Annotated in this window: 20 protein-coding genes and 2 pseudogenes; 9 read left to right on the top strand and 13 right to left on the bottom strand. The window is 58.9% G+C overall.

Going from position 1 to position 22,368, the window contains the following annotated elements; genetic code table 11:
- Nucleotides 1-93 precede the first annotated feature (93 nt).
- Nucleotides 94-738, bottom strand: a complete 645-nt coding sequence (locus ACP2YO_RS34860) for a hypothetical protein (RefSeq protein WP_426435629.1) — start codon at nt 736-738, stop codon at nt 94-96.
- A 214-nt stretch (nt 739-952) separates the two neighbouring features.
- On the bottom strand, nt 953-1,324 hold the full coding sequence (locus ACP2YO_RS34855; RefSeq protein WP_426435628.1) for a recombinase family protein: 372 nt from the start codon (nt 1,322-1,324) through the stop codon (nt 953-955).
- 548 nt (nt 1,325-1,872) lie between these two features.
- On the opposite strand from ACP2YO_RS34855, the gene ACP2YO_RS34850 reads away from it, so the two are divergent.
- Together ACP2YO_RS34850 and ACP2YO_RS34845 are read left to right on the top strand one after the other, a co-directional pair.
- Nucleotides 1,873-2,175, top strand: a complete 303-nt coding sequence (locus ACP2YO_RS34850) for a hypothetical protein (protein ID WP_426435627.1) — start codon at nt 1,873-1,875, stop codon at nt 2,173-2,175.
- Entirely contained in the window at nt 2,172-2,621 is a 450-nt protein-coding gene (locus tag ACP2YO_RS34845) for a type II toxin-antitoxin system VapC family toxin (protein ID WP_426435626.1), read from the top strand. Before ACP2YO_RS34850 ends, ACP2YO_RS34845 begins: the two co-directional genes overlap by 4 nt.
- A gap of 347 nt (nt 2,622-2,968) precedes the next feature.
- Here the strand turns inward: ACP2YO_RS34845 and ACP2YO_RS34840 are convergent, their stop codons facing one another.
- The 4 genes from ACP2YO_RS34840 to istA form a co-directional block, all read right to left on the bottom strand.
- On the bottom strand, nt 2,969-3,169 hold the full coding sequence (locus ACP2YO_RS34840) for a hypothetical protein (RefSeq protein ID WP_426435625.1): 201 nt from the start codon (nt 3,167-3,169) through the stop codon (nt 2,969-2,971).
- 369 nt (nt 3,170-3,538) lie between these two features.
- Nucleotides 3,539-3,817 (bottom strand): DUF2399 domain-containing protein, encoded by a 279-nt coding sequence (locus ACP2YO_RS34835; protein ID WP_426443383.1) that lies wholly within the window; start codon nt 3,815-3,817, stop codon nt 3,539-3,541.
- 45 nt (nt 3,818-3,862) lie between these two features.
- Entirely contained in the window at nt 3,863-4,726 is an 864-nt protein-coding gene (gene istB / locus ACP2YO_RS34830) for an IS21-like element helper ATPase IstB (protein ID WP_426435624.1), read from the bottom strand.
- Nucleotides 4,726-6,225 (bottom strand): IS21 family transposase, encoded by a 1,500-nt coding sequence (istA, locus tag ACP2YO_RS34825; protein WP_426443088.1) that lies wholly within the window; start codon nt 6,223-6,225, stop codon nt 4,726-4,728. Before istA ends, istB begins: the two co-directional genes overlap by 1 nt.
- Before the next feature lie 112 nt (nt 6,226-6,337).
- Here istA and ACP2YO_RS34820 point away from each other — a divergent pair.
- Nucleotides 6,338-6,459, top strand: a pseudogene (locus ACP2YO_RS34820) (IS5-like element ISNeu3 family transposase); the annotation flags it as partial.
- A 102-nt stretch (nt 6,460-6,561) separates the two neighbouring features.
- Here ACP2YO_RS34820 and ACP2YO_RS34815 read toward each other — a convergent pair.
- Nucleotides 6,562-10,584, bottom strand: a complete 4,023-nt coding sequence (locus ACP2YO_RS34815) for a helix-turn-helix domain-containing protein (protein ID WP_426435623.1) — start codon at nt 10,582-10,584, stop codon at nt 6,562-6,564.
- A 234-nt stretch (nt 10,585-10,818) separates the two neighbouring features.
- Between ACP2YO_RS34815 and ACP2YO_RS34810 the strand changes: the two genes are divergently transcribed.
- The 5 genes from ACP2YO_RS34810 (at nt 10,819) to ACP2YO_RS34790 (ending at nt 16,013) form a co-directional block, all read left to right on the top strand.
- A complete protein-coding gene (locus ACP2YO_RS34810) occupies nt 10,819-11,574 on the top strand; it encodes an XRE family transcriptional regulator (RefSeq protein ID WP_426435622.1) in 756 nt (251 codons plus the stop codon).
- Nucleotides 11,575-12,198, top strand: coding sequence for an RES family NAD+ phosphorylase (locus ACP2YO_RS34805; protein ID WP_426435621.1), 624 nt, complete (start codon nt 11,575-11,577; stop codon nt 12,196-12,198).
- 213 nt (nt 12,199-12,411) lie between these two features.
- A complete protein-coding gene (locus ACP2YO_RS34800; RefSeq protein WP_426435620.1) occupies nt 12,412-12,912 on the top strand; it encodes a hypothetical protein in 501 nt (166 codons plus the stop codon).
- A 201-nt stretch (nt 12,913-13,113) separates the two neighbouring features.
- The gene (locus ACP2YO_RS34795; RefSeq protein WP_426435619.1) at nt 13,114-14,439 is read left to right on the top strand and encodes a hypothetical protein; all 1,326 of its coding nucleotides are present in this window, start codon (nt 13,114-13,116) and stop codon (nt 14,437-14,439) included.
- A gap of 887 nt (nt 14,440-15,326) precedes the next feature.
- A complete protein-coding gene (locus ACP2YO_RS34790) occupies nt 15,327-16,013 on the top strand; it encodes a reverse transcriptase domain-containing protein (protein WP_426435618.1) in 687 nt (228 codons plus the stop codon).
- Here the strand turns inward: ACP2YO_RS34790 and tnpC are convergent.
- The 5 genes from tnpC to ACP2YO_RS34765 form a co-directional block, all read right to left on the bottom strand.
- Entirely contained in the window at nt 15,974-17,578 is a 1,605-nt protein-coding gene (tnpC, locus tag ACP2YO_RS34785; protein ID WP_426443210.1) for an IS66 family transposase, read from the bottom strand. The two genes, ACP2YO_RS34790 and tnpC, sit on opposite strands and share 40 nt — an antisense overlap.
- A 73-nt stretch (nt 17,579-17,651) precedes the next feature.
- Entirely contained in the window at nt 17,652-17,996 is a 345-nt protein-coding gene (tnpB, locus tag ACP2YO_RS34780; protein ID WP_426433797.1) for an IS66 family insertion sequence element accessory protein TnpB, read from the bottom strand.
- A complete protein-coding gene (locus ACP2YO_RS34775; RefSeq protein WP_426433795.1) occupies nt 17,993-18,379 on the bottom strand; it encodes a transposase in 387 nt (128 codons plus the stop codon). The genes tnpB and ACP2YO_RS34775 overlap by 4 nt, the downstream gene beginning before the upstream one ends.
- A 1,015-nt stretch (nt 18,380-19,394) precedes the next feature.
- A complete protein-coding gene (locus ACP2YO_RS34770) occupies nt 19,395-19,610 on the bottom strand; it encodes a hypothetical protein (protein ID WP_426435617.1) in 216 nt (71 codons plus the stop codon).
- A 467-nt stretch (nt 19,611-20,077) separates the two neighbouring features.
- On the bottom strand, nt 20,078-20,359 hold the full coding sequence (locus ACP2YO_RS34765) for a LexA family protein (RefSeq protein ID WP_283039996.1): 282 nt from the start codon (nt 20,357-20,359) through the stop codon (nt 20,078-20,080).
- Between the two features lie 38 nt (nt 20,360-20,397).
- On the opposite strand from ACP2YO_RS34765, the gene ACP2YO_RS34760 reads away from it, so the two are divergent.
- Nucleotides 20,398-21,531, top strand: coding sequence for an IS630 family transposase (locus ACP2YO_RS34760; RefSeq protein WP_426435616.1), 1,134 nt, complete (start codon nt 20,398-20,400; stop codon nt 21,529-21,531).
- Between the two features lie 4 nt (nt 21,532-21,535).
- Here the strand turns inward: ACP2YO_RS34760 and ACP2YO_RS34755 are convergent.
- A pseudogene (locus ACP2YO_RS34755) lies at nt 21,536-21,801 on the bottom strand (hypothetical protein).
- Nucleotides 21,802-22,368 lie beyond the last annotated feature (567 nt).

The raw sequence follows: 22,368 nt of genomic DNA, 5'->3' as shown, positions 1-22,368 counted from the left end.
CACGTTCTCCGGCCGTTGCAGCCATTCAAAGCAGATCACCGCGACAGCCGCGGGTTCAGGCCGGCCTTCCTTGATGCAGCCCCACGCGAACTTTTAGACCTCCTCACGGGTGACCGCGTGTTTCTTGGTCCTGGTACGGCTCTTTAGGGTGAAATCATCCCAGGGGTTCGGGTGTTTCCTATCGAACAGCTCCGGGTGCAGACGACGCATGATCCGCCATACCTTCCGGCAGAGTCCGACCACCTTTTCTCCCTGCCGCAGTCTGATGCCGTTCGGGCCGTTGATGATTTTGTCGTAGATCTTATCAGCGGCTCTTGGCGTAACTTCCAGTATCTGCCGTTCACCGATCCGGCGGCCGCTCTTGCCGACAGTGTCGCAGATCAATTGCATGATCCGTTCGTAGTCGGGGCGCGACCGAGGTGAAACCTTCTCAGTGTATGCCTTCTCCGTCTTGTACTGCCGGAATAGCCAATCGACGGTGCCGTAGCGCGCGATTTTTCCCTGCTCGCCCGGCTGCCCTCTGCGCTGGCTATTCCATTCATCGAACAAGGCATTGAGCGTGGCGGCGCGTCCGCCTCTGCCGTCAGTGCCGCATGCGGCTTCGTAGCTCGTCCCAAGTGGCTCATTCGCCATTTCGCAGCCGAGGTTGCGGTAATGGGTCGGGATCCGGAAGTAGAATGCGGCCGAACCGTGCGCAAGCCGACGCACCTCCACGAAGCGTGGAAGCGGGCGCTCCAACGTCACAAATCCTCGGCGAGGTCGCCCGGCACGATGCCCGGGGCAATGGCTCGGTCCAGATCGTCTCTCAACCACAACTGACGCCTCCCTTCTTTCACGCGTGGTTGAGGATACTCCGTGCCGACTCGTTTTAGAAATGCTTCGACGGTCTGCTCTCCGCAATATCCCGCTGCGATTGCAGCGGGCATACGACGCGGCCAGGAACCCATTGGAATTATGGCAAAGCGTGGCATCGGAACCGCGAGCTGCCGAAGTCGGCCCTTAAATGCGTCACGTCATCTTCCGGCAGCATGACGATACGCACTCCGCTGAAGGCCATACGCTTGAATAGTCCAGCGATATCCTCCTGATTGAGGCTCAGGCGATCCATCGCCTCTGCGAGCACGACGGCGAATATGCCGCGCATCGCGTCGCTGCCCAGCTCTTGAATGAGGAGTGACGCGCCGGAGATCGCGCGATCGGTATAGCTGTCGACGACGGTCCAGCCTTGCTTCTCGGCATGGAGGCGGCAGAGCCGCAACTGATCCTCAATCGAGGCGTCTCGCTGATTGTCCGATGTGTACCGAGCATAGAGCGCAACTCTCACGAGGCGACCTCCTTACTCCGGGAGCCGGTCTCGCACCGGCTGTTTGTTTCGGCCTGAACGCAGCCCCGCGCCTGTCGCGCCAGCAGCCGGACCAGATTGATGAGACGTGGCGGCCTTCGACGGCGCAGGCCCAGCCGGTTCGCGGGCCGCCTTGGGACCACGCGAAGCCTTTCGGCTGTTGTACGTCTCCGTCGCGCCACGATCGCGTCCTTGACCTCGCGCGGTATGCCCCGCTTCGCGACAATGACGCCAAGTGACGGAGCATTGGCAAGGTGAAAATTTGTTGCAAATCAATGTCTTGCGGCGCATCACGGCGAATGCTGGCGATGGGCAGCGTAGTGGCGGGGGACGGGTCGACCATCGTCGTGGCAATAAAATTTTTGCGATCGCCCCCTTGGAAGGAGGGTGTCTTGTCACGGTGGCAACCCCCCGGTATCCAAAAATGCCTTAGAGAAGCCGCCTTCATTGGCCGGGACCGATAGCAATTCCACCGACCTTGCGCTCTAAGGAAATACGGCTATATATCTGGATATAGTACGGAGCACGCGATGAGCAACACTGCGCAGAAGAGAGCCCTCGAGAATTATCGGTCCCGACTGACGGAGCGTGGCATCGCGCGATTCGAGATCCAGGCGCTCGACGCCGACCGCGATCTGCTTCGATCTCTTGCCCGGAAATTGACTGAGGGCGGCCCGGAAGCCGGGCAGCTCCGCCGGACCATACAGCAGGCAGTGACGGGCGAGCCTCCGAAAGCGGGCGGTATTCTCGCCGCGCTGCGTCGCTCACCTATGGTCGGCGCGGATATGGACTTCAGCCGTCCGCGAGATGAGGGGCGTAAGGTCGATCTGTGACGCGCTACCTCCTTGATACCAATATCATCAGCAACGTCATAAAGCCGGAGCCGTCGGACTCGCTGTTGGCGTGGATGGGTGCTCAGAAAGACGACGACCTCTTCATCGCTTCGCTTACCGTCGCCGAAATCCGCCGGGGCATCTTAGAGAAACCGAAGGGCAAGAAGCGCAGCAGCCTTGAAACATGGTTCGCAGGCCCCGAAGGCCCGCAAGCGCTGTTCGCTGGCCGCGTCCTATCGTTCGACGAGAAAGCTGGCCTCGTGTGGGCGCGGCTGATGACCAACGGTAAAGCCAAAGGCCGTTCGCGAAGCGCGCTAGACACAATTATTGCCGCTGTAGCCGAAGCCAACGAGTGCGTCGTCGTGAGCGACAATGAAAAGGACTTCGAGGACGTTCAGATCATTGACCCGCTCCGTAGCTCTGGAAGCCGGGAGGTAGGAAGGTGACGATCGCTGGAACGGTCCGGCCGATTTGACGCTGCTTGTCGCACAACTCTTGTCCTGTCGAGCTTTTGTGCGAATAGGAGGGCCACGTGAGATACAATCGACGAGCGAAAGCTGGCGGACAACAGTCACAAGTCAGTCTATCCGCTCCGAAAGCCGCAGAACCGAGCACGATGCCATTCGCTCAGCGGCTCACCTGCACGATTTACGACTGGGCGTATCGTCACGACAACGATCGGACGTCGGCGACTAGGTAGTGGTCCGCTCACTTCTAGCGCTGCTTGACACCGAACTAATGTTGGGTTCGCGCACCAACAAGAGCGAGCCCTTCACCTCGTCTATTCGCGCCGTCAGGCGTCATCCTCAGTTGGGACAATCGACAGTTTCGAGAGCACGTTCCCGCAAGCGAGGCCTGCCCACCAGCCGTCGTATCCTCTGATGAGAAAGACGGTGCTGCCGGTTGCGTTCTTTCGTGTAACGGCGCGCCACGTGTTCAGATCGATTGACGAAGGCGTAGGGAAACTTTCGGGGTGGGTATGCCACTCGCCCACAAACGTAAGGATGCGCCCACTCTGCTGCGAAGATGCAACGTACGGATGCCAAAATCAACAAGCTCTTGTGCATTATTCTTAGAAATGGCGCAGGTTCAGACCGAGGATATTTTGGAGTTTGAGGAGCCCTGGTCGACGACGTCGAGGAGCGGCTTAACCCATGTTGTTCAACTTAAGCCTCGCCCTAAGCAAACTTAGCGTCGCTCGTTTCTCCCCGATGCAGGTTCCCTTGAAATCGCCGAAAGCATGTAAATTGTTGAGGAACAGCCGCGTGCGCGGAGTCTCCCTTAGGGCCGAACCGACGAGATCTGCTCCATCGTCGACGTACTCGCGGTCGATCGTCCGGACGGGGTGCGTTCTCGGATTTGGTCAGGCCTGTAGCGACCCTTTGCCTAAAAGGTCAATGATCCGCTCGGCGATGGCCTCCTCTTCGATCTTGATTCCGGTCTTTATCATGGCCGTGGTGAGATCAGCATCCCATGAAGCGATGACGGGCCGTCCGCTGAGCGGTATTGCGAGCTGAGGAGCGCTTTTGGCGGCGGCGACGTAGTCTGCCGCTGAGAAATGCCACGTTACGGCGCCGTATTTCGCAATCACATAGTTGGCGATCGAAATTCCTGGCCAATCGTAGTCGCCATGGTATCGCAGGTCTGCCCCCGATTCTTTGAGCTGTTTGAGAATAATCCGCTGATGTCAATCGGCGTTGGACTGGGACCCCCGATCGGCGTCCAAAGGGGACCCCTTTGATCGGCGAGTCTTGATGGTAGCGCTCGCGGCGTCGGAGCTGGCCGGGGTTGCGGAGACGGCGCGAGCGCGGGTTGTTTGATCGTCGTCGCGGCTTTTAAAGCGCCAGCTGTCGTTACCGGTCTCGACGATGTCGCAGTGATGAGTCAAACGATCGAGCAGCGCGGTTGTCATCTTGGCGTCGCCGAACACGCTCGGCCACTCGCCGAATGCCAGATTGGTGGTGACGAGGACGGAGGCGCGCTCATAAAGGCGGCTGACGAGGTGGAAGAGAAGCTGACCGCCGGACTGGGCAAAGGGCAAATATCCGAGCTCGTCCAGGACAATGAAGTCCATGCGGGTTAGGTGCTCGGCAAGCCGGCCCTGTCGCCCGTTGCGGGTCTCGGTCTCAAGGCGGTTGACGAGGTCGACCACGTTATAGAAGCGGCCACGGGCGCCGGATCGGATGCAGCTTCGCGCGATAGCAATGGCCAGATGGGTCTTGCCGGTGCCCGTTCCGCCGACCAGGACGACGTTGCGTTGCTGGGCGATGAAGCCGCCGCCGGCGAGATCATTGACAAGCGTCTGGTTGATCGGCGTGCCGTCGAACTGGAAGTCTGCGATGTCCTTGGCAAGCGGCAACTTGGCGATGGTGAGCTGGTATTTGATCGAGCGGGCCTGCTTCTCGTTGATCTCGGCGGAGAGCAGATCGCCGACGATGCGCTGGGGTTCGTGCTGGCGTTTGACGGCGGTCGCCATGATCTCGTCGAAGGCGGCCTTCATACCGTAGAGCTTAAGCTCGCCCATGAGATCGAAGATTTGGGTTCGTTCCATCAGTTTGTCCTCCGGAGGTTGTCGTAGCGGGCACAATCGGCGATCGGCGCATAGCGAAGCGTCAAGGCGGCCGGCGTCATGATGTTGGCCGGTGGGGCAGGTTCACGTTGACGAGCCAGGATGTTGAGCACGACATCAGCGGAATGAACGCCATGAGCGACCGCCTCGGCGCAGGCGGCTTCCACCGCGGGCAATCCGTCTGTCAGCACCGCATTGAGGATATCGACCATCTGTCGATTGCCATCATCGGCACCGGCGAGCTTGCGCCGTACACGCTCAATCGCTGCGGGCAGCACCCAGTCCTTGAAGGGAGCGCCATTACGCAAGGCACCGGGCTTGCGCACCAGCACGGGCACATAGTGCCAGGGGTCGTAGACCGTTTCGCCGCGACCGAATGATCGCGGATGTTCGGCAACGACCCGGCCGTCCTGGCGGATCACGATGCGGTCAGCATAGGCCTGGACCTCAATGGGCCGCCCGACCGCGCTTGCCGCAACCGAGTACTTGTTGTTGTCGAAGCGCACCAGACAGGTCTTGGAGACCGAGGCCGGGACGGCATGGAAGCCATCGAACCGACCTGCATACGGCACGAGATTGGGTCGCTCGGCCTCGAAGATCTCCCAGACAGTCCGGTCGGCGAACTCTGGATGCCGATGAGCCTTGGCGTAGGCGATACATTTATCGAGCAGCCAGGCGTTCAGCTCATCCAATGTCTTGAAGCGCAGCCGCGGGGTGAAGAAGCGTTCGCGGACCAACCCGACCTGGTTCTCGACCTGTCCCTTCTCCCAGCCCGACGCTGGCGTGCAGGCAACCGGATCGACCAGATAATGGCTGCACATCTGCAGGAAGCGCCGATTGTAGAGGCGGCCTTTGCCGACAAAGATCGTCTCCACCGCCGTCTTCATGTTGTCGTAGATGCCGCGCCGGCAAGTCCCCTTGAACAGTGCGAACGCCCGGTTGTGGGCGTCAAACACCATCTCCTGCGTCTCGCGCGGATAGGCCCGAACAAACAGCATCCGACTGTGGCAAAGCCGGACATGCGCCGCCTTCACCACCACCGTGGTCCCGCTCAACAGGACGACTTCGTGGCTCCAGTCAAACTGGTAGGCTTCGCCGGGCGCAAAGCTCAACGGCACATAAGCTGAGGTCGTCGAGGCGCCACGCTCTCGGCTCCACCGCCGCGCATAGCGACGAACCGCGTCGTAGCCGCCGGCATATCCGAGGCCGCGAAGCTCTTCGAACAAGCGGATCAGCGTCAGCCGTTCGCGCGTCGTCTTGCTCTCGTTCGCCGCCAGCAACCGGTCAAGCTCGGCACTCCACGGGCCCATCTTCGGAAGCGGCTGCGTCTCTCGCTCGTACCGGAACTCCGTCGCCTCCGAACGGATGACCTTGCGGACCACCTTGCGCGATACGCCAAGCTCCCGGCAGATCGCCTTGATGGGCTGACCATGAACAAAATAGGCGCGACGGATCTTCGCAATCGTCTCCACCACCAGCATCCCAACCTCGGCTTCCATGACTTGATGGAAGCCACTGTGGACCCTTGTCCCGGGGTCCCGATTGGATGCCGATTACCCCGAATACGGGGTCCTTATTCCATGCCGAAACACACACCAGCAGGCGGCGAGCGGAAAAGGGGGGCCAAGGATCAGGCGCTGGGGCGTTCCCGAGGTGGACTGACCACCAAGATCTACATGCTGGTCGATGCGCTCGGCCGTCCGCTCCGCCTCATCGGCAGTCGCCATCAGTCCCTCAAACCGTCCTCGCCGGTCGGCTTGAGTTTCCGAAGGGTGTCGCGAAGGTCGTTGGTGGTATGGCTGCTCATCCGTCGGCAATCAATCTTCAAATGCTTCCTTGGTCCGCCGCGAGTCCGCGAGGCCGTCTTCGGCGTGTTTTCGCAATCCGTTGTAAAGTTCGTAGGCGGGTGAGAACCTTGGCAGCGATTGCAGGATTTTCTCGCTCTCATCCTTCAGAGAAACATCTCGCTGCATCGGCTCTCCTGGCGTTCCGATGCGAATGCCGCTAATGGCCGAGCCAAAGAGCGCGCCGATAGCCCGCTTTACGGCGTCCAGGCTTACCTGCTTGGTCTTTTCGAGGTACCGCTCAACGAACGGTCGATGAGTAAATACAAAGGATGGATCGGCTTCGCCGAGAATATCGGCAATCAAGCGCAGGTCGTGTTCATCGGAGGTGGCAATCCACTCTTCAAGAAAGGTGACAGTCTCTCCATCGAATGGCCCGAAGCAGGTTTCGAAGAGCTCTTTGGCGCGATAACCAAACAGAAACGGCTTATTCTTTCCCGTTCTCATCCACTCCGCGACCGCCCTTAGGAGTTCACCATGGATCGGAGAATCCCGAAAGCGCAGCGGGACGTGACCATAAGGCCCGTTGTTGATCGGGCGGTAATGCCAATCCTCGCTCTCGCCGGCGCGCTCGACGCGATGCATGAAGAAGGCCATGGTTTCTTTCGGAAAAGCTTCCGAAGCTTGGGCGAGAAATTCCTCGATCCAATGACCGTCGAGTTGAGCGACCGCCATCAGCTTTTCAAGGAGGACGCTCGCATCTTCAGCAGTCAGGCTTTTGAACAATTGGTGGAATGTAAAAACGGTCAGAAGTTCGTCCGCTAACACGTGGGAGTCGCCGATGTTCGCCGCATGCGTAAGCTCAATGACGAGGTCACCCTTCTCCTGCGGCAAGCTGCTTAAGTTCATCATCGCATTTTTTGCCACCCATTCGACCGGATCGGCGAGTAGCGCTTTCAGGACGGTAATATCCACGTCGTTGTAGAGGCCGCTGCTCAGAATCCTAGAATAGGATTGAGCAACCGAGACGCGCAGCGTCTCATGCCCAGTCGCCAGCAACCTCGAGATAACAGCACGTGCTTCCTCGCGGTCGTGGTCCCACAAGGCGGTAAGCGCGCGAAACACGAACCGGACCGTCTCGGACTTGGGATCGGCCAAGGCGTTGTCGAGTGTCGCCCTGCAGAACTCGATCGATGCCCGGATCATGGCTTCGTACAAAGGATAGGGCGCCGGCGATGACCGCGTGTAGTTTTTGGTGATACGACCGAGCAGGCCCGCTATGAAGGCGCGACGATCTTCCGCATCGGAATATACGGCCGTCAAATCGTCGACCAAGGCGGCGATATGAGCCGCCCATTTCCTCTCATAATTGGCCCGATCCACTCGTCTCAGTTCGCCGCCGTGGCCGTCGATAAGAACCGTTAGGGTTCGGAACTCAAGCGTGTTAGGTAGGAGGGCCTTAAGCTTGCGCGCGGCAACAGCCGCGTCGTCGTTGCCGAACAACGCGTGCCATGAGACGGCCTTCCATACCGAAAATAGAACGAGACCTTCCGCGGCCCGCGCCTTGAGGGCGCTCTCTATTGCCTGAAACCCTTCGACAAAAATGTCGGTCCATTTATTACGCGTCTCCGCGGCGGGCGCGCTGTTGAACATACCCATGGGATATCTGAAGGCGTTAGCCAACGCTTCGGCCGCCAACACCCCGATCCGGGCATCCGGGTTGAACAGGAGGTGAATGATCGCATGCAAGACCTTGTTTCGCAGCGGCGCAATCGCTTTGACGTTCACGAAATGCGGCTTGAACGCAAGGGAGAAGTTGCGCGACTCGGTGATGTGCCCTTCGGTGTGAAAGATGGGGGTCAGCACATCCAGAGGCGTGTAGGCATGTTGCCAGGAGTCGGGCCGCTCAAGTAGTTTGAGCCCGAAGTCAACGATTACCTCGTTGTAAATGAGCGGCTTACTAGGTTGGATTTCGCACAATTCCGCCAGAAGGCGGATGGGGTGCTCGGGGTTTTGACCAAGCGGGCGGGCATCACCCTTACCGAGTTCCCACAGCGCCTCGCAGGCGCGAGCCGCATGTTCGAAATTGAATGCGGCGTTGCGAAGAATTTCGGGAAGTTGCCGAAGAAACCTTCCTTCGCGGATCAATCGCTCAACAAATTCGATGGCTTTGACGGGTTGGTAGTAGGCAACCGCAGCAACGGCCTTGATATGTGGATCACCGTAATCCATCTCGGGCTTGAGTCTGCTCCAAACGCCGTCAACCAATTTGCTGTTGCTGGGATCGCCATTCGAGCGCTGCCAGTCGAGCCTGCTAAGGTTGATGAGGAGATACTCGACCTGGTTTTCATTAGCGACATCGAAAACCTTTTCGGCATATCCCGAGGAGGCACCCAAGGGACCGACGCAATGTTCTTCAATGATGTAATCGGCCAATACGTCAGGCGAGAGCCTGAACTGTAAGCCGCGCTTAAACAGGACGCCTGCATCGGTCAGCGATCGCATGATACGACTGGCATCGTGCGGTTCGATGTCCTCAATCTGCTCGATGACCCGAAGCAACGCCTGGTCTTCGGGATGGATGGGCTGCAACAACGCTAATACCCGCAAGAGTCTCTTGGTTGTCTCGGCTTCGCCCTTGTTCCCGATCTGGCCGGCGATGATGTCTTGGAACCGGGAGAAGAGCACGGTCCGGAACGTGTCCTCTTGTTGAGCCAGATTAAACTGACGCTTTTCCTTGGCCACGACCTGAGCACCAACAACGGTAGCCAGGGGGCAGTCGCGAGTCAGGCGGGCAATGTCTTTCGCCGTCGATAGCTCCCCGCCATGCTTTGCCAGAACTTGCGTGGCGAGTTGTTCACTCTCTTCAGGGGTTAAGCGCTTAAGCGCAATTTGCCTGAGAGCCTCGCCGACCAGGGAGAACGTGCTGGCCTGGGCCTTGATGTGGTCTAGTCCGTAGGGACGGAACGAGAGAACCAGCTTGGTTTTGTTGGAAGGGTCGGCTGCATATTGGAAGAGAATTTGCAGATCGCTCTGGTCATGAGCGTCATCAACGACAAGCAATTTTTGCCTGTCGCCCAAATCCTCCAAGCTCTTCTTGGTGAGCTCCGCGTTGCGCGACAGATAGCGGACGACAACGCCTTTGTTGTCCGCTTCGAACGTCTCGACTGCTTGCTTGAGAACGCGCGATTTTCCCGACCCACCGGTACCCATCAGCAGCACGGCAGTTCCGGTCGGATCCTTGAGGGCCTGCACCAACGCGTCGAGATCGCCTTGACGACCGACGAGATTCCAGACGTGGTTGAACACACCGTCGGCATTATTAAAGGCGGCAAAAAACTCTTCGCTCGTCTCCCAGGGGCCAGCTTCGGTAACTCCGAGAAGGGCAAAGCGCTGACCACGGAAAAAGATGTCGACGAGTCTCACCTGATCATCGATAGAGAGCTGCCGGATTTTGTAGGAGATGTCCTCTTTGTCCCAAATTTCCCAGTCGGGATAATCCTTGATGGCCGCGCGAGTTTGCGGACTCGCAATCTTCGTCAGTAACAAAATCTTCTTCGTGGCGGCGACCGTGTGCTTGGCAATGGCGGCATGGACTTTCTGCGGCCCGAATTCGTCGACGCGCTTGCACTGAAAGCTGAACGTTGGGCCGTCAGGAAAGGTGGCGGTAACGTCGAGGCCGTCTTGCGTGTGGCCGTGTCCGCCGGCGTGTTCGACGCGTGCGGTGGGGTAGGTGGCCTGCAAGAAATGTCGGCAAAAACGTTCGAAGCTGTCGGGTGTGAGGCCATCGATCGGGAAGGGCTGATCAAAACTCACCACCGCCGTCTTGCGGGTAAGTCCGGCAGCGGCGAGGAGGTCTGCCAGGTCCACCCTGAGGACGGCGGCAACCAATGGCATCTGCTTGTCCCTGGGGCGCGTTTGCCCCGATTCCCATCGACTTACCGTCTGTTGAGTACTTCTAACCAGCTTGGCAAACTCGGCTTGGCTGCCAATGCCCGCTTGGTGGCGGAGTTCGACCAGCAATCTCCCGAGTATTTCGTACGGCGGGCGGTCCATTTTATTACTCATTTATGGAGTATTACTCATTTCGTACGTGGTACTCTTAAAATGGGTAATAGAAATTCGCTTGTCAAGTCGGCGCACGCTAATCCAACTTTACGGACTTGACGAACTTATCGAAGTGACCCATTTCCCGACTGGTAGTCGCATTGTGCCCGCCACCGCTGTCTAGGGTCACGACGGAACTGATCTAGCTAACCGCGAGCACTTTTATTGATTGGAGCCACGCCGATGGCAAATCCCAAGAAGGCGGTACCGCGAAAGTCGGCCGCGCGAGTTCGCAAGAAGAAGTCGCTATCGAAAATATCCTTCATGACTCATTTGAAGGGAGTAGTGGCTAAGCGCCTCCGGAATATCCAGACCAAGGGATATAAAACCGCTGTCCAAGCCATGGCGGTCGAACCAGAAAACGTAGGTCTGTTGATCGAGCAATACGTCGAAGTTGTCGAAAAAAGCGCCAAGGAAAAGCGTCCCATCAGCTTTCGGGTCAACGTTGATTCTCGTGGCGGTGCTGTCTCGACGTTTATCGAGCAACCAACTTCTCCGGCAGCAGGCGAAGCAGCAGAAAATGAAAGGGGCGATTCCAAGCTTGAAAGAGCCTTAGCAGCGGCTCGCGAACGAGGTCAGATCAGGGCGGCCGAGATTCTTTCGGGCAAAGACATGGTCAATGCTGACGACTTTGCGAAACTGCTTCGCACAACGCGCGTGACGATTAACTCAAAGCGGCAAAGCGGACTTGTTCTCGGCCTGGACGGAGCCAAACGCGGGTTTCGCTTTCCGCTCTGGCAGCTCAATCGAGATGGAAAACCGTATCCAGAGTTGCCGGTTCTTCGAGAGCGGCTGGGTGGCCCTTGGGCGGTCTTCCGTTTTCTGGTGCAGCCTCACGAGGAACTCGATGGCCTGACGGGGCGACAAGCCTTGGAGCAGGGGCGGGAGGAAGCTTTGCTCGCGGCAGCCGAGAGCATCGGACGAGGAGATTTTCGCTAGGTGGCCGGCAAGGAGCCACCGGCGAAGTTTGCCGGGTCGCGCCTTGAGCTCCACACCGTGGCCACGGGTGAGCAGTTCGGACGAATTTATCTTGAGCGTTATCCAGACCCGCTCGGATACGGCAAATCTCCCAGTCGATTCAGCGACCCGCGGCGAAGGATCGATGCCAATCGTTTTGGGGTGTTGTACCTTGGCGACAGCCTCAAGGTTTGCTTCCTTGAGGCTGTCCTGCGCGATCGACGCGACGGCACAGACGGCTCGCTGCTCATGGGCGAAGGGGAGCTCCACGAAAAAAACTATGCACAGATCGAAGTCACCTCGGCTCTGACGTTGGTAGACTTGCGCAAGGACGGCGCCATTCGCATGGGGGTTCCGACCGACGTTGCTCGTGCGTCGTCCCAGCGACTCGCCAGACAGTGGTCGGTCGCGTTCCACGAACATCCCAGCCACCCCGACGGCATCATTTACGCGTCCCGGCTGAACGGCCAAACCAACCTTGCCGTGTATCATCGCGCAGTATCAAAATTGCGGGCGACGGACGTCCGACTGCTGATCCGCGCTCCTGGTCTCGCTGGAGTGCTCGACGACTTGCGGGTGGAAATTGCTCCGCCTGATCCTGCTTGAGAGCCGGCACCGCGATTTCCACCCTGATGAGTGGAAGGGTCTCCGGGTCGATTGCGGCTCATCCACTCCTGCGGTAGTTCGGTCAGTTCGCCGGTTTATGATACGATAGCGAAGTGCATCCGAGCCGTAGCCGGTTCCTAAAAGCCGCCTGAGCGCGGTCAGTTCGTCCCAACGTTCAACTTCCCGATGTGCGTCCCGAAGGAATCGACTCCAATGAGCATGCAATGGCTACTGGCCAATGCGCCGGGATTTAGCAACCTCGCGGTAGAGGAACGACAAGCCATCGTCGATTTCTCGCTGTTGTGGAGCTTGTTCGAGGCACGAATACTCAACAATAGTGGCAATGCCAGAACCGTACGAGACACCGTGCATCGCTGGCACGAGAACGGAGCTCTGCGGGCGGACGCCTATGACGCAGAGTTGGCCTACTTCAAACAACGCTACTTTGCGAATAACGAGTTCACCTATCAATTTGCGCATCTTCATTTGCGTCCCGGAGATCAGATGCCGCTCGTCCGATCGGTCATCGGTGGTGGCAACAATGACGAAGTTGCGAGGGTGGCAACGGTCTTGATCATCATTCTTCGCTACAGGAACAATCTCTTTCACGGAATGAAATGGGCATATGAACTCGCTGATCAGCTGGAAAATTTCACCAATGCTAATAGCGCTCTTATGACCGCGTTAGACCATCACGGTGAACTGAACGCCTGATCACGGAATTGCACCTGGCCGTCTTACGATCGCTTTCGTCACCTAGGTGGCTATTTTAACGATTCCGCCGTGGGTCGGCGCGCCTGCCGCCTAACATGTGGCCGCTTTGTCGGTATCGTAGTGTTGATTGTGAGGGCAGAAGGAATCGCATAAAACTCGCTCGGGAGCTGGCTGTCTCGACTCGAAGAAGGAGATTCGGGGATGGAGAAGCTTGTAGCCGTGCGAGACACGCCATCAGATGTGGCCGACGCTTGGAGTGATACGGTACGCAATGTTCGTAGGCGGTCCCCTCAAAATCAAAAACAATCAATGTTGGTCCAGCTGCTCGGCAGGGCACTGTCCCAGGCTGTGCGCTATACGTTTGGGACCGCCGGGTTTATCGCGATCGCGTTCGCTGCAGCCTGGATTCTTCCGGGACTACTGAATTCTGCAGAACAACGCATGCTGCACCGTGAGCCGGTGCATGTGGATCACACCACGTTCAAGACCCATGTCGCCCGCGCCTTCGTGACACCCAAGACGCTGATCTATCGAGATCGCGATGGCTCTCTCCAGCGGGTGCTCGTCGAGCAGACCGATCTCGATCGCTTCATTAACGAAACACTCGACTATCTTGAAACCGGACGCGCCCGGCTCAAGGCCGAAGTGCAGGTCGGGATAGATGCGGTCCTCGCCAACGCATTTTCTGACGGCCAGGAGTGCATCACGCATTATGCAGACTGGTATTACGAGTGGGGTCGGTCCTACCTTCTTCTCAAGGAAGGAACTGTCGGAGGCCTGAATGGCATTGGCGTCAATAACGTCCAAGGATTTGTGGAAGGAGCCCGCAACCAGGTTGAAGCTTACCTCATCAGAAACTACGAGCGGATCGTCCTCAAACCTGAGCTGCGCGATCCGTCCATTCAAGCCGGCATTTCTCAAGTATTTGCCGAGGCGCATCAACGTTATCTTGAGACACTCACAACGATCGACGACCGGGTGCAACGTTTCTTAGGCCAATATACGCAGCATCTGGAGGTCGTCGATCCGCTCAAACAGGCTGATCTAACGATTGATTGGGATGCCCAGAAATGGAAGGCGCCCCGCTACTCGACAGACGACGAGGCCTCTCGGGCCATTATCCAAGGAATGGGCGACCTTGTCGTCACTGGACTGATCGCAAAATCGGTCGGTCCAACAATCAACCGTGCTCTCGCCCGCAGTTTTCTGGGTATCGCCAGCCGGGCCGTCGCAAGTATGCAGCCTGAAATCTACGGTACCGTAGCCGGTTCGGTTGTTGACCCAGGGCTTGGGACGTTCGCCGGCTGGATTTTGGGAGCCAGCGGCGGGCTATTGTTAGATTACGTCTCCAACCGAGCAAGCGAGCGTCTTGGTCGCGCGGATCTTGAACAAGCCAGCAACGAAGCGTTGAAGACAACCATTGGAGAATTGTCGCGCGCTTTGCAACGAGACTTGTCGCAGTCGGTCGACGTATGGTTCGATGATACGCGCGCCATTGTGGCGGAACAGAAGCTCGGTAGAAAATAAACCTGCGACCGTGAGGTCGCCTTGAGTTTTGGCGTGCGATTGCCCATCAATTTGCGCTGGCACGCGCGACGGCAACAAGGCCTTCCTCAAACAGGCCGGACACGTTCTAGGCCATCAAAAACGTACGCGCCGGCTCCCAAAAGTGGCTCAAGGAAAACGCGGCGAAGTAACGCGAGTAGCCAAGTTGAAAAAAGCCGCTCTGATTAGATCGGGGCGGCTTATTGTGGTTGCGGGAGCGACCCGACCCGCTCCACGGGTGCCTACGCCCGCTTCACAGCTTTGCGCTGTGGCTCCGCAGGCGGCCGGAATACGATCACGACGCGTCGACATCCGCAGCGTGGGCACATCAGCGGGCTCTCCAGCCGGGCGAGCGGAAAGTTTCTCCCACGGGTTCAGACAACGTGTGTAGGTCCAACTCTTCTTGGTAGACGCATCGCCGCGTCTGCGTGCGATCGTCCACGACACCGCCGCTGCAACGGGCCGTGATCCGCTAACTATGGGTAAGGGCGCCGCCCGGGTCTCAACTTCCATATTGAACAAAAATAGAACATTGGTCCTTGAGTCCCTTGAATATTGGAACCGTATCTCTACGTTGAGGTCCTCCGCTGGCGATGACCTGGCGACATCGGGCGTTTCGTATGCATGTACGTGGCGTTCGGTTCGGACAACTGGTGCGACGTGCGAAGCATGACGTATCAGATGCTTCTCGGTTGACGACTCCAAGTTATTGGGTCGCGGGTAGCTGGCGGTGGACTATGGAGATTGCCGCATGCGCAAATTTTTAGCACGTGTGGCGACCCTTACCCGCAAGATCGCGGAATGGTTGATACCGGTTCTGCCCGTCGTCAAGCTTCTGATCGAAATTGTGGGTAAGGTCGCCAACTGCCATGATCGTCAATTACAAGTTCAAATATCCCTCGCGCGGTAAGTGGTTCTTTGTCCCTAATGACAAATGTGAGCGTCGCGGCCGGCGCATGCTTGCCTATTTCAAACGGCGCGTCACGTTTCCCGACTACATGTACCATTTCAAAAAGGGCGGCCATGTTGCGGCTCTACATGCTCACTTGAATAATCATTTCTTCTTCAAAATCGACATCCAGAACTTCTACTACTCGATCGCGCGAATGCGGGTGACGCGGGCGTTGCGCCAGTGGGGTTATCCGGGAGCCAATACTTTCGCTATGTGGTCCTGCGTGCGTAATCCGTTGCCGGGACCGAAGCACGCCCTTCCTATTGGCTTCGTGCAATCCCCGTTGCTTGCAAGCCTAGCGCTGATGAAGTCGGAGGTTGCTGATGCCATAGAGCGCGCGAGGGAGAAGGGAGTATGTATCTCCGTCTATCTCGACGACTTCATTGGCTCGCATGACGATGAGGCACTGCTGACGGCGGTGTATGAGGACATACGGGATACGTGCGTTGCTGCCGGCTTTGTTCCAAATCCAGGCAAGCTAGTGCCGCCGCAAACGGCGATAACGGCCTTTAACTGCGATCTGACGAACTCGTCGGCAGAAGGTAAGCGTGTAGCCGAAGCCGTTCAGGCTCTGAAGTTCCACGGCATGAGGGCATCGATCTGAGTGATCGGCCACCGGTTCGCGATGCGCTCGAGCGTTTGCGTGAGCCAGGCGAGTGGATCGACGTCGTTCATTTTGGCGGTCTGCAGAAGCGTAGCGATGGTCGCCCAGGAGCGGCCGCCACCAGGGCTACCCGCGAAGAGCGCATTTTTTCTTGTGATTGCCTGGGGTCTGATGGTCCGCTCGACGATATTGGAGTCGATCTCGATACGACCGTCGCTCAGAAAGCGCTCGAGTGCGGCGCGTCTGGATGTGGCATAGCGGATCGCCTCGGCGAGCTTGGATTTGCCGGACAGACGCGGCAGCTCCTTCTCCCACAGATCGAACAGCGCCGCAACGATGGGGGCGGACCTTTGCTGGCGCGCATTCAGCCGCGTCTCAGGATCCTGGCCGCGGATATCGGCCTCGATCTCCCACAGCTCGACCATGGTGGTGACGGTCTGTGTCGCCAGGCGCGAGCTCTCGTTGACGTGAAGCTCGTAGAACCGTCTCCTGACGTGGGCAAAGCACGCTGCAAGCCGCACTCCCTCGTTGGCGCCCGCCGACCTGGCGAGCCGATTATAGGCGGCATAGCCATCGACCTGGAGGATGCCAGCAAAGCCTGCCAGATGGCGCTCGACGCATTCGCCGCCACGGCTGTCCTCGAAGCGATAAGCGACCATCGGTGGACCGATGCCGCCAAACGGCCGGTCGTCACGGGCATAAGCCCACAGCCAGGCCTTTTGCGTCTTGCCGGATCCGGGAGCGAGCGTTGGCAGGGTCGTCTCATCGGCGAAGATCCGTTCGCCTTGCTTGACCTTTTCCAGCACATAGTCGGCCAGCGGCTGCAATTCGAAGCCGACCTTGCCCATCCACTGCGCCATCAACGAGCGGTCCAGCTCGACCCGATCGCGGGCGTAGATCGCTTCCTGCCGGTAAAGCGGCAGCCCGTCCGCATATTTGGAGACGGCAATCTGGGCCAGAAGCGCTTCAGTCGGAAGGCCGCTCTCGATCAAATGGGCAGGCGCTGGCGCCTGTACCACGCCGTCGCGGTTGCGATAGGCGTATTTCGGGCGGCGCGTGACGATCACGCGGAACTTCGCCGGCGTCACATCCAGCCGCTTCGACACGTCCTCGCCGATCAGCACCTTCTCCAGCCCCTCGCACCCGGCAGGAACCTCCGGCTCGATGACGATCTCCACCCGCTCCAGATGCGCCCCGAACTCCTTGCGCGGCCGCGGCACGCGTTTCGGCATGTCCTTGCCGCCAGCCTTGGCCAGTTCGGCTTCAACCGCCGACACGCCGGTCTCAATCTCCTCGAACACGAAGGCGATCTGCTCCGTGCTCAGCTTGTCGCTGCGCAAGCGTTCCGACCGCGTGCCGTAAAGCGTGCGCTCCAGCATTTTGACGATCGCCGTCAGCTCCACGATCCGCGCATCGGCGGCCTTGTTGATCGCCGTAAGATCGGTGTTTGCAGCGGCAATGCGGCTGTTCTCGGCCTCGATCGCCGCCCGCTCTTCCGCCAAGGCGACGATCAGCGCGTGGGCTTCGGCAAGCGTCGTCGGGAGCTCTGTAACGGGCGTCGTCATCGTCGCCATCACAGCAGAGTCGCCGCCACTCTTCCAAACTTTTCAGCACCCTGATTCAATTCGCCGCAGCTTGTCAGCCTACCGTTTCTGGGCGCTTCACAACCACCGGACGCACCTTCGTCCAGTCCAGCCCGTCAATCAGCGCGAGCAACTGCGCATGGTTCAGCTGCACCCGGGTCGGCGCAATCCTCGGCCAGCAGAACTTTGACTCCTCGAGAGTCTTGGCAAACAGGCATACCCCGCTGCCGTCCCACCAAACCGCCTTGATCCGATCCGCCCTTTTCGAACGGAACACGTACAGTGCTCCGCTGAAGGGGTCGGCCCCACCATCTCGAACCAGCGCCATCAAACCCGTGGCTCCCTTGCGGAAGTCGACCGGCGTGCTGGCCACGTAAACCTGAACACCCGCCGGGATCATGCCTGCCGAACCGCCCGGATCACAGCAGCAAGCCGCCCCGCCTCCACATCTCCACCAACGCGCACCACGACATCGCCGATGACGATTTCCACCATCTCCCCCGCCATGGTCTCAAAGCGCGCGAACTTAACCGCTCGGTCTCGCGCCCCAGAGAGCGGCGCCACCATTCCCGAGGCCAGCGCCTTGCGTCGCCACGCAAACAACTGCGATGGATCGATCCCATGACAGCGCGCTATCGCCGACACGTTCGCCCCCGGCGCAAACGTTTCCCCGACGATGCGATCCTTCTCCTCCCGCGACCAGGTGCGGTAGCTCCGCCCGGGACTCACCGAAAGCCGCTCGGCCGCCGCTGTGATAACTTCGAAATTCTTCGTATCAGACATATGTTCGCTCTCATGAACTCCTGGGACAAATCACCAGGAGATTCTCTGACAATCGAACATCATCCGCTACGTGGGATGACCTACACGCTTACGGCAGAAGTTACCGCGGCACGGATCGCAAAGTACTTCGCCAGGCCCGACCGTACAGCTCTCTCGGACGCTGGTTTCGACGAGTACCGGGATCTCGTGCGGTCAAAGAACGTGCCCTAAAAAGGAAAGGACGCTCCGTTTCCAGAGCGTCCCGTCCATTCAGAACAACCTGGTCAACAAAGCTATCATCGAAGCCAGATGCAGATTGCATCCGAAACCAAGACGATATGTCTTGCCGTTCGGTTGGCTGGCTTCGAGAGTGAGTAACACCGTCATGGTGTCCTCCCATCCCTGCGCGGGGTCCTAACTTAGCCGACATCGCGCGTTGAGCCAGCGGGTTGGGGATTTTTGGACGTTTACCGCCTACCGGTGTCCCCTACACGCTTCGGCCAGCTCTTGTCGTGAACACAAATATTGGGGGCTGCGCCTTACAGCAATGGTCAATCTAAAAACTTATCTGGGGGAGAAGGCTGCCCAGCGCTTGACCAATCGCGAATCGGTCCGGGGCGCAGAGTATAAATTTCGTGACCGGTCAGCCGTGAGCAAGGGCACGACCAAGCGACGCCCTCGATAAGAGGACTAACGAACTCTTCGAAATTCCTCTCCCGTAAGGCCGTTTCTGAAGATGTCGTGATCATTCTGATCACGGATCATGGTGTCACCGTCGAGATACCAGTCGATTTGTGCTGGAGATCTATGGCCGTCTCCTCTGTGGATCAAAAAGGTCGTGTGCTCGGTTACGGTCTCCTGAGACCCGTCTTTCCGCTCAACTTGAAACCTAGCCGTTAGCTTCGTCTCTGTTGGCGTCATTGGGCAGTTCTCCAAGAAAGCAGGCAACGATAACATTTCACGACGCATGCGCCCAGTGATTTTGCCAGCTCTTCCTGCGATGTCGCACGACACAGATTTTTCAAAGTTGCTTCGACTAAAAGATGCCGCACTTGCTTTGGGATTCGACCTTGTCCTTGGCTACGAACGGTGCCGTGACATGAGCATCCCGAGCTTTGGCTTTATCCCGCTCTGCCTTCGCCTGTTCACAAGTGTCGAATGGTCCCACCACGACCCATCGACCGGGCGGCGCCGGTATGATCTGCCGAAAGCAGAAGAAATACTTCATCTCATTCGCCCGTTCTTCGCTCATTCGTAGTCCTCCGTCTGCGCAACGCGGCTTGTCCGTGTAGAGGGCGATAGCCGGCGGCGACCGCGACTACATGGAAATCGCGCTCGGCTTCGAGCCACTGATTAGACGTAGTGGACAACCTTTTGCTCGATGCCGTCCTGCGCGACCCTGAGGATCAGGTTCACAATTGCGTCTACCAAGTCGTCATGTTTCTCTGAGCCAAACCCAAGAAGCTGGAAATCAATGCCTCGCAACCCTTTCGAGGGAATTTGACCGTGCCATTCTTGATGTATTGAGCGGCGACACGGAGAACGCGCGCTTGTCCTTGATGGGGTGAATAGCAGTGACGGCCAACCAGCGGCGTCGGCGGTGAAGAAAGCGGTCAAGAAGGTCGGCAACATGCGCAAGCGCATGTAGAAGGGCTCGGTCGCTAAAAGGACTTCCTCGCCGGCCCGAGCCCCTCCGGCGCCTGTCTATCTAGTGGTTCATCACAGTGATTTTGACGTTTTGATACCGAGCCATTCGAGGATCGGCAAGTTTTCGGGTGGCAGGAGAATCTCGATGCTTCGGGGAACGCCGGGCTGACGGCGAATGAAACCGTTTCGTTCGAGGGTGACGATCATTTGGTGGACTGACGGCGGGCTGACGCGGAAATGGCGCTGAATGTCGGCTTCGGCGGGCGGCTGTCCGAACATGTACGAATAGGTATGGATGAAAGCGAGGTAGTGACCCTGCTTCTCGGTTAAGCGCGCGCCTGATTTTTGACTCATGGATCGATTCGTCCCGGCCTCCGACAAGGAGGCAAAGCATGAATGTACGTTATCGGGTCGAATTGAGCCAAGCCGAGCGCGACGAACTGACGGCGATGCTCGGCGGCGGCAAGCACGCCGCCCGCAAGCTCAAGCGGGCGCAGATTTTGCTGGCGGCCGAGAGGGGCCGCAGCGACGAGGAGATTGCCCGGACCGTGAGTGTCAGCCTTTCCACCGTCAGCCGGACCAAGCGCCGCTTCGTGGAAGGCAATCTGGAGCGGGCCTTGAGTGAGGAGCCGCGTCCGGGCGCAGAGCGCAAGCTGACCGGAAAGGAGGAGGCCCTGCTGGTGGCGACGGCATGCGCCAAGCCGCCTGCCGGCCGCAAACGCTGGACGCTGACGCTGCTGGCCGACACGATGGTCAAGCTCACCGATCACGACAGCCTGTCGGGCGAGACCGTGCGTCGCCGGCTGGCCGAGAACGACCTCAAACCATGGCGCAGGGACATGTGGTGCATTCCCCATGTCGACGGCGAATACGTCGCCCGCATGGAGGACGTGCTCGATCTCTACGCCGAGACGCCGGATCCCGCCCGGCCGCTGGTCTGCTTCGACGAGACCCCCGTCCAGCTGATCGGCGAGGTGCGCCAGCCGGTTCCGGCCCAACCGGGACAGCGCGAGCGCTACGATTACGAGTATCGCCGCAACGGCACCGTCAATCTCTTCGTCACCTTCGATCCGTATCGGGGCTGGCGCAACGTCAAGCTCACCGACCGCCGCGCCGCCGTGGACTACGCCCACTGCATGCGTGAGCTCGTCGACGTCCATTATCCCGACGCCGCCTGCATCCGTGTCGTGCAGGACAATTTGTCGATCCATAAGCCTGGGGCGCTGTATGAGGCCTTCGCGCCCGCCGAGGCCCGACGCATCCTGTGCCGCCTCGAATTCCACTACACCCCGAAGCACGCCAGTTGGCTCAACATGGTTGAGTGCGAGATCAGCGTGCTTCAGCGCCAGTGTCTCGGCCGCCGCATCGACGACCCCAAAAGGCTCCGAAATGAGATCACAGCATGGCAACGGCGGCGAAATAAAACCCGAGCCCGAATCAAATGGATGTTCACAACCGACAAAGCCCGCGCCAAACTCGGCCGCGCCTATCCAGCCACCGCCAAAGAGTCAAAATCACTGTGGTAGACCACTAGGTCTCGGGCGGGCACTCGGGGCAGGTGTCGCCGATCGAATCCAGCACTTCATCGATTGCGAGGGCAGCGGCGTCGGCTGACACGCCCGGCGGCGGATCCTGGCGAGCGTCAATGAAGACGCGCTCGCGGGCGTGCGGATCAGCACGGTCCTGCATCCAGCCGTGCTCGTCGCACTCGCGGATGGCGCCGGCCTCCTGCAGCACGAGACCGCCCAGCCACGCAGAGTGCGGATCGCCGGTCGTCGCTCTTTCGTCATCAGCATCGAAACCGCTCCTTCGCTAGGAATCTCTGTGGGGGCCGTTAGTTCCAGGCGGCGATGTCTGGCCCGTGCAGGGCGACTCAGTCTAATCAATCCCCGTCAGACTATTTCGAAGGAATAAAATGGTGGTAGCCGTTGGTGAGCTTCCTGCTTCGGGTTATGCGCTCGAAGTGGACGGCCGATTCAAAGCCGAATTTACGACCAGAGACGGGGCTTGGTCAGGAGCGGAAGAATTGAAGAGGCGCTTTCCCATGCTTCAGGTGCGGATTTACGACGCTCTGACAAAGGGTCGAGAGGAAGTCCAGCTTCCGCGAGCATGAGTTTCCTGCAGACTTGGTTTTCTGCGCGTGCGGCTGATGCCGCATCGCGCTCTCGTAAACCGAGCCGCGCAGCGTCTCGGCCCTCAGGCTTCGATCCCTCGCGCACATAATGTGTCGCTCGCCGGAGGCACTCGCTCGCGGGCCCCGCCGTCATTGCATGCCGGCGTCGCTATCACTGTCCCGCGGTCGGGTGCCTTCTTAACCGGTCTCGCGACTGCACTCGGTCCCGGGTCCCGCCGCTTGCGCGTCG

The organism is Bradyrhizobium genosp. P (assembly GCF_049949265.1).
Taxonomy (GTDB): domain Bacteria; phylum Pseudomonadota; class Alphaproteobacteria; order Rhizobiales; family Xanthobacteraceae; genus Bradyrhizobium.
Note: the sequence above shows the minus strand (reverse complement) of the source record. Positions and strands in the feature narration are given on the sequence as shown.

What these genes read in the sequence shown, in the direction of transcription:
- istA (WP_426443088.1), bottom strand. Translation starts at nt 6,225, where the DNA reads ATGCTGGTGGTGGAGACGATTGCGAAGATCCGTCGCGCCTATTTTGTT.
- ACP2YO_RS34775 (WP_426433795.1), bottom strand. Translation starts at nt 18,379, where the DNA reads ATGTCTGATACGAAGAATTTCGAAGTTATCACAGCGGCGGCCGAGCGG.
- tnpC (WP_426443210.1), bottom strand. Translation starts at nt 17,578, where the DNA reads ATGACGACGCCCGTTACAGAGCTCCCGACGACGCTTGCCGAAGCCCAC.
- ACP2YO_RS34850 (WP_426435627.1), top strand. Translation starts at nt 1,873, where the DNA reads ATGAGCAACACTGCGCAGAAGAGAGCCCTCGAGAATTATCGGTCCCGA.
- ACP2YO_RS34795 (WP_426435619.1), top strand. Translation starts at nt 13,114, where the DNA reads ATGGAGAAGCTTGTAGCCGTGCGAGACACGCCATCAGATGTGGCCGAC.
- ACP2YO_RS34790 (WP_426435618.1), top strand. Translation starts at nt 15,327, where the DNA reads ATGATCGTCAATTACAAGTTCAAATATCCCTCGCGCGGTAAGTGGTTC.
- ACP2YO_RS34760 (WP_426435616.1), top strand. Translation starts at nt 20,398, where the DNA reads ATGAATGTACGTTATCGGGTCGAATTGAGCCAAGCCGAGCGCGACGAA.
- ACP2YO_RS34765 (WP_283039996.1), bottom strand. Translation starts at nt 20,359, where the DNA reads ATGAGTCAAAAATCAGGCGCGCGCTTAACCGAGAAGCAGGGTCACTAC.
- istB (WP_426435624.1), bottom strand. Translation starts at nt 4,726, where the DNA reads ATGGAACGAACCCAAATCTTCGATCTCATGGGCGAGCTTAAGCTCTAC.
- ACP2YO_RS34800 (WP_426435620.1), top strand. Translation starts at nt 12,412, where the DNA reads ATGAGCATGCAATGGCTACTGGCCAATGCGCCGGGATTTAGCAACCTC.
- ACP2YO_RS34815 (WP_426435623.1), bottom strand. Translation starts at nt 10,584, where the DNA reads ATGGACCGCCCGCCGTACGAAATACTCGGGAGATTGCTGGTCGAACTC.
- ACP2YO_RS34770 (WP_426435617.1), bottom strand. Translation starts at nt 19,610, where the DNA reads ATGAGCGAAGAACGGGCGAATGAGATGAAGTATTTCTTCTGCTTTCGG.
- ACP2YO_RS34810 (WP_426435622.1), top strand. Translation starts at nt 10,819, where the DNA reads ATGGCAAATCCCAAGAAGGCGGTACCGCGAAAGTCGGCCGCGCGAGTT.
- tnpB (WP_426433797.1), bottom strand. Translation starts at nt 17,996, where the DNA reads ATGATCCCGGCGGGTGTTCAGGTTTACGTGGCCAGCACGCCGGTCGAC.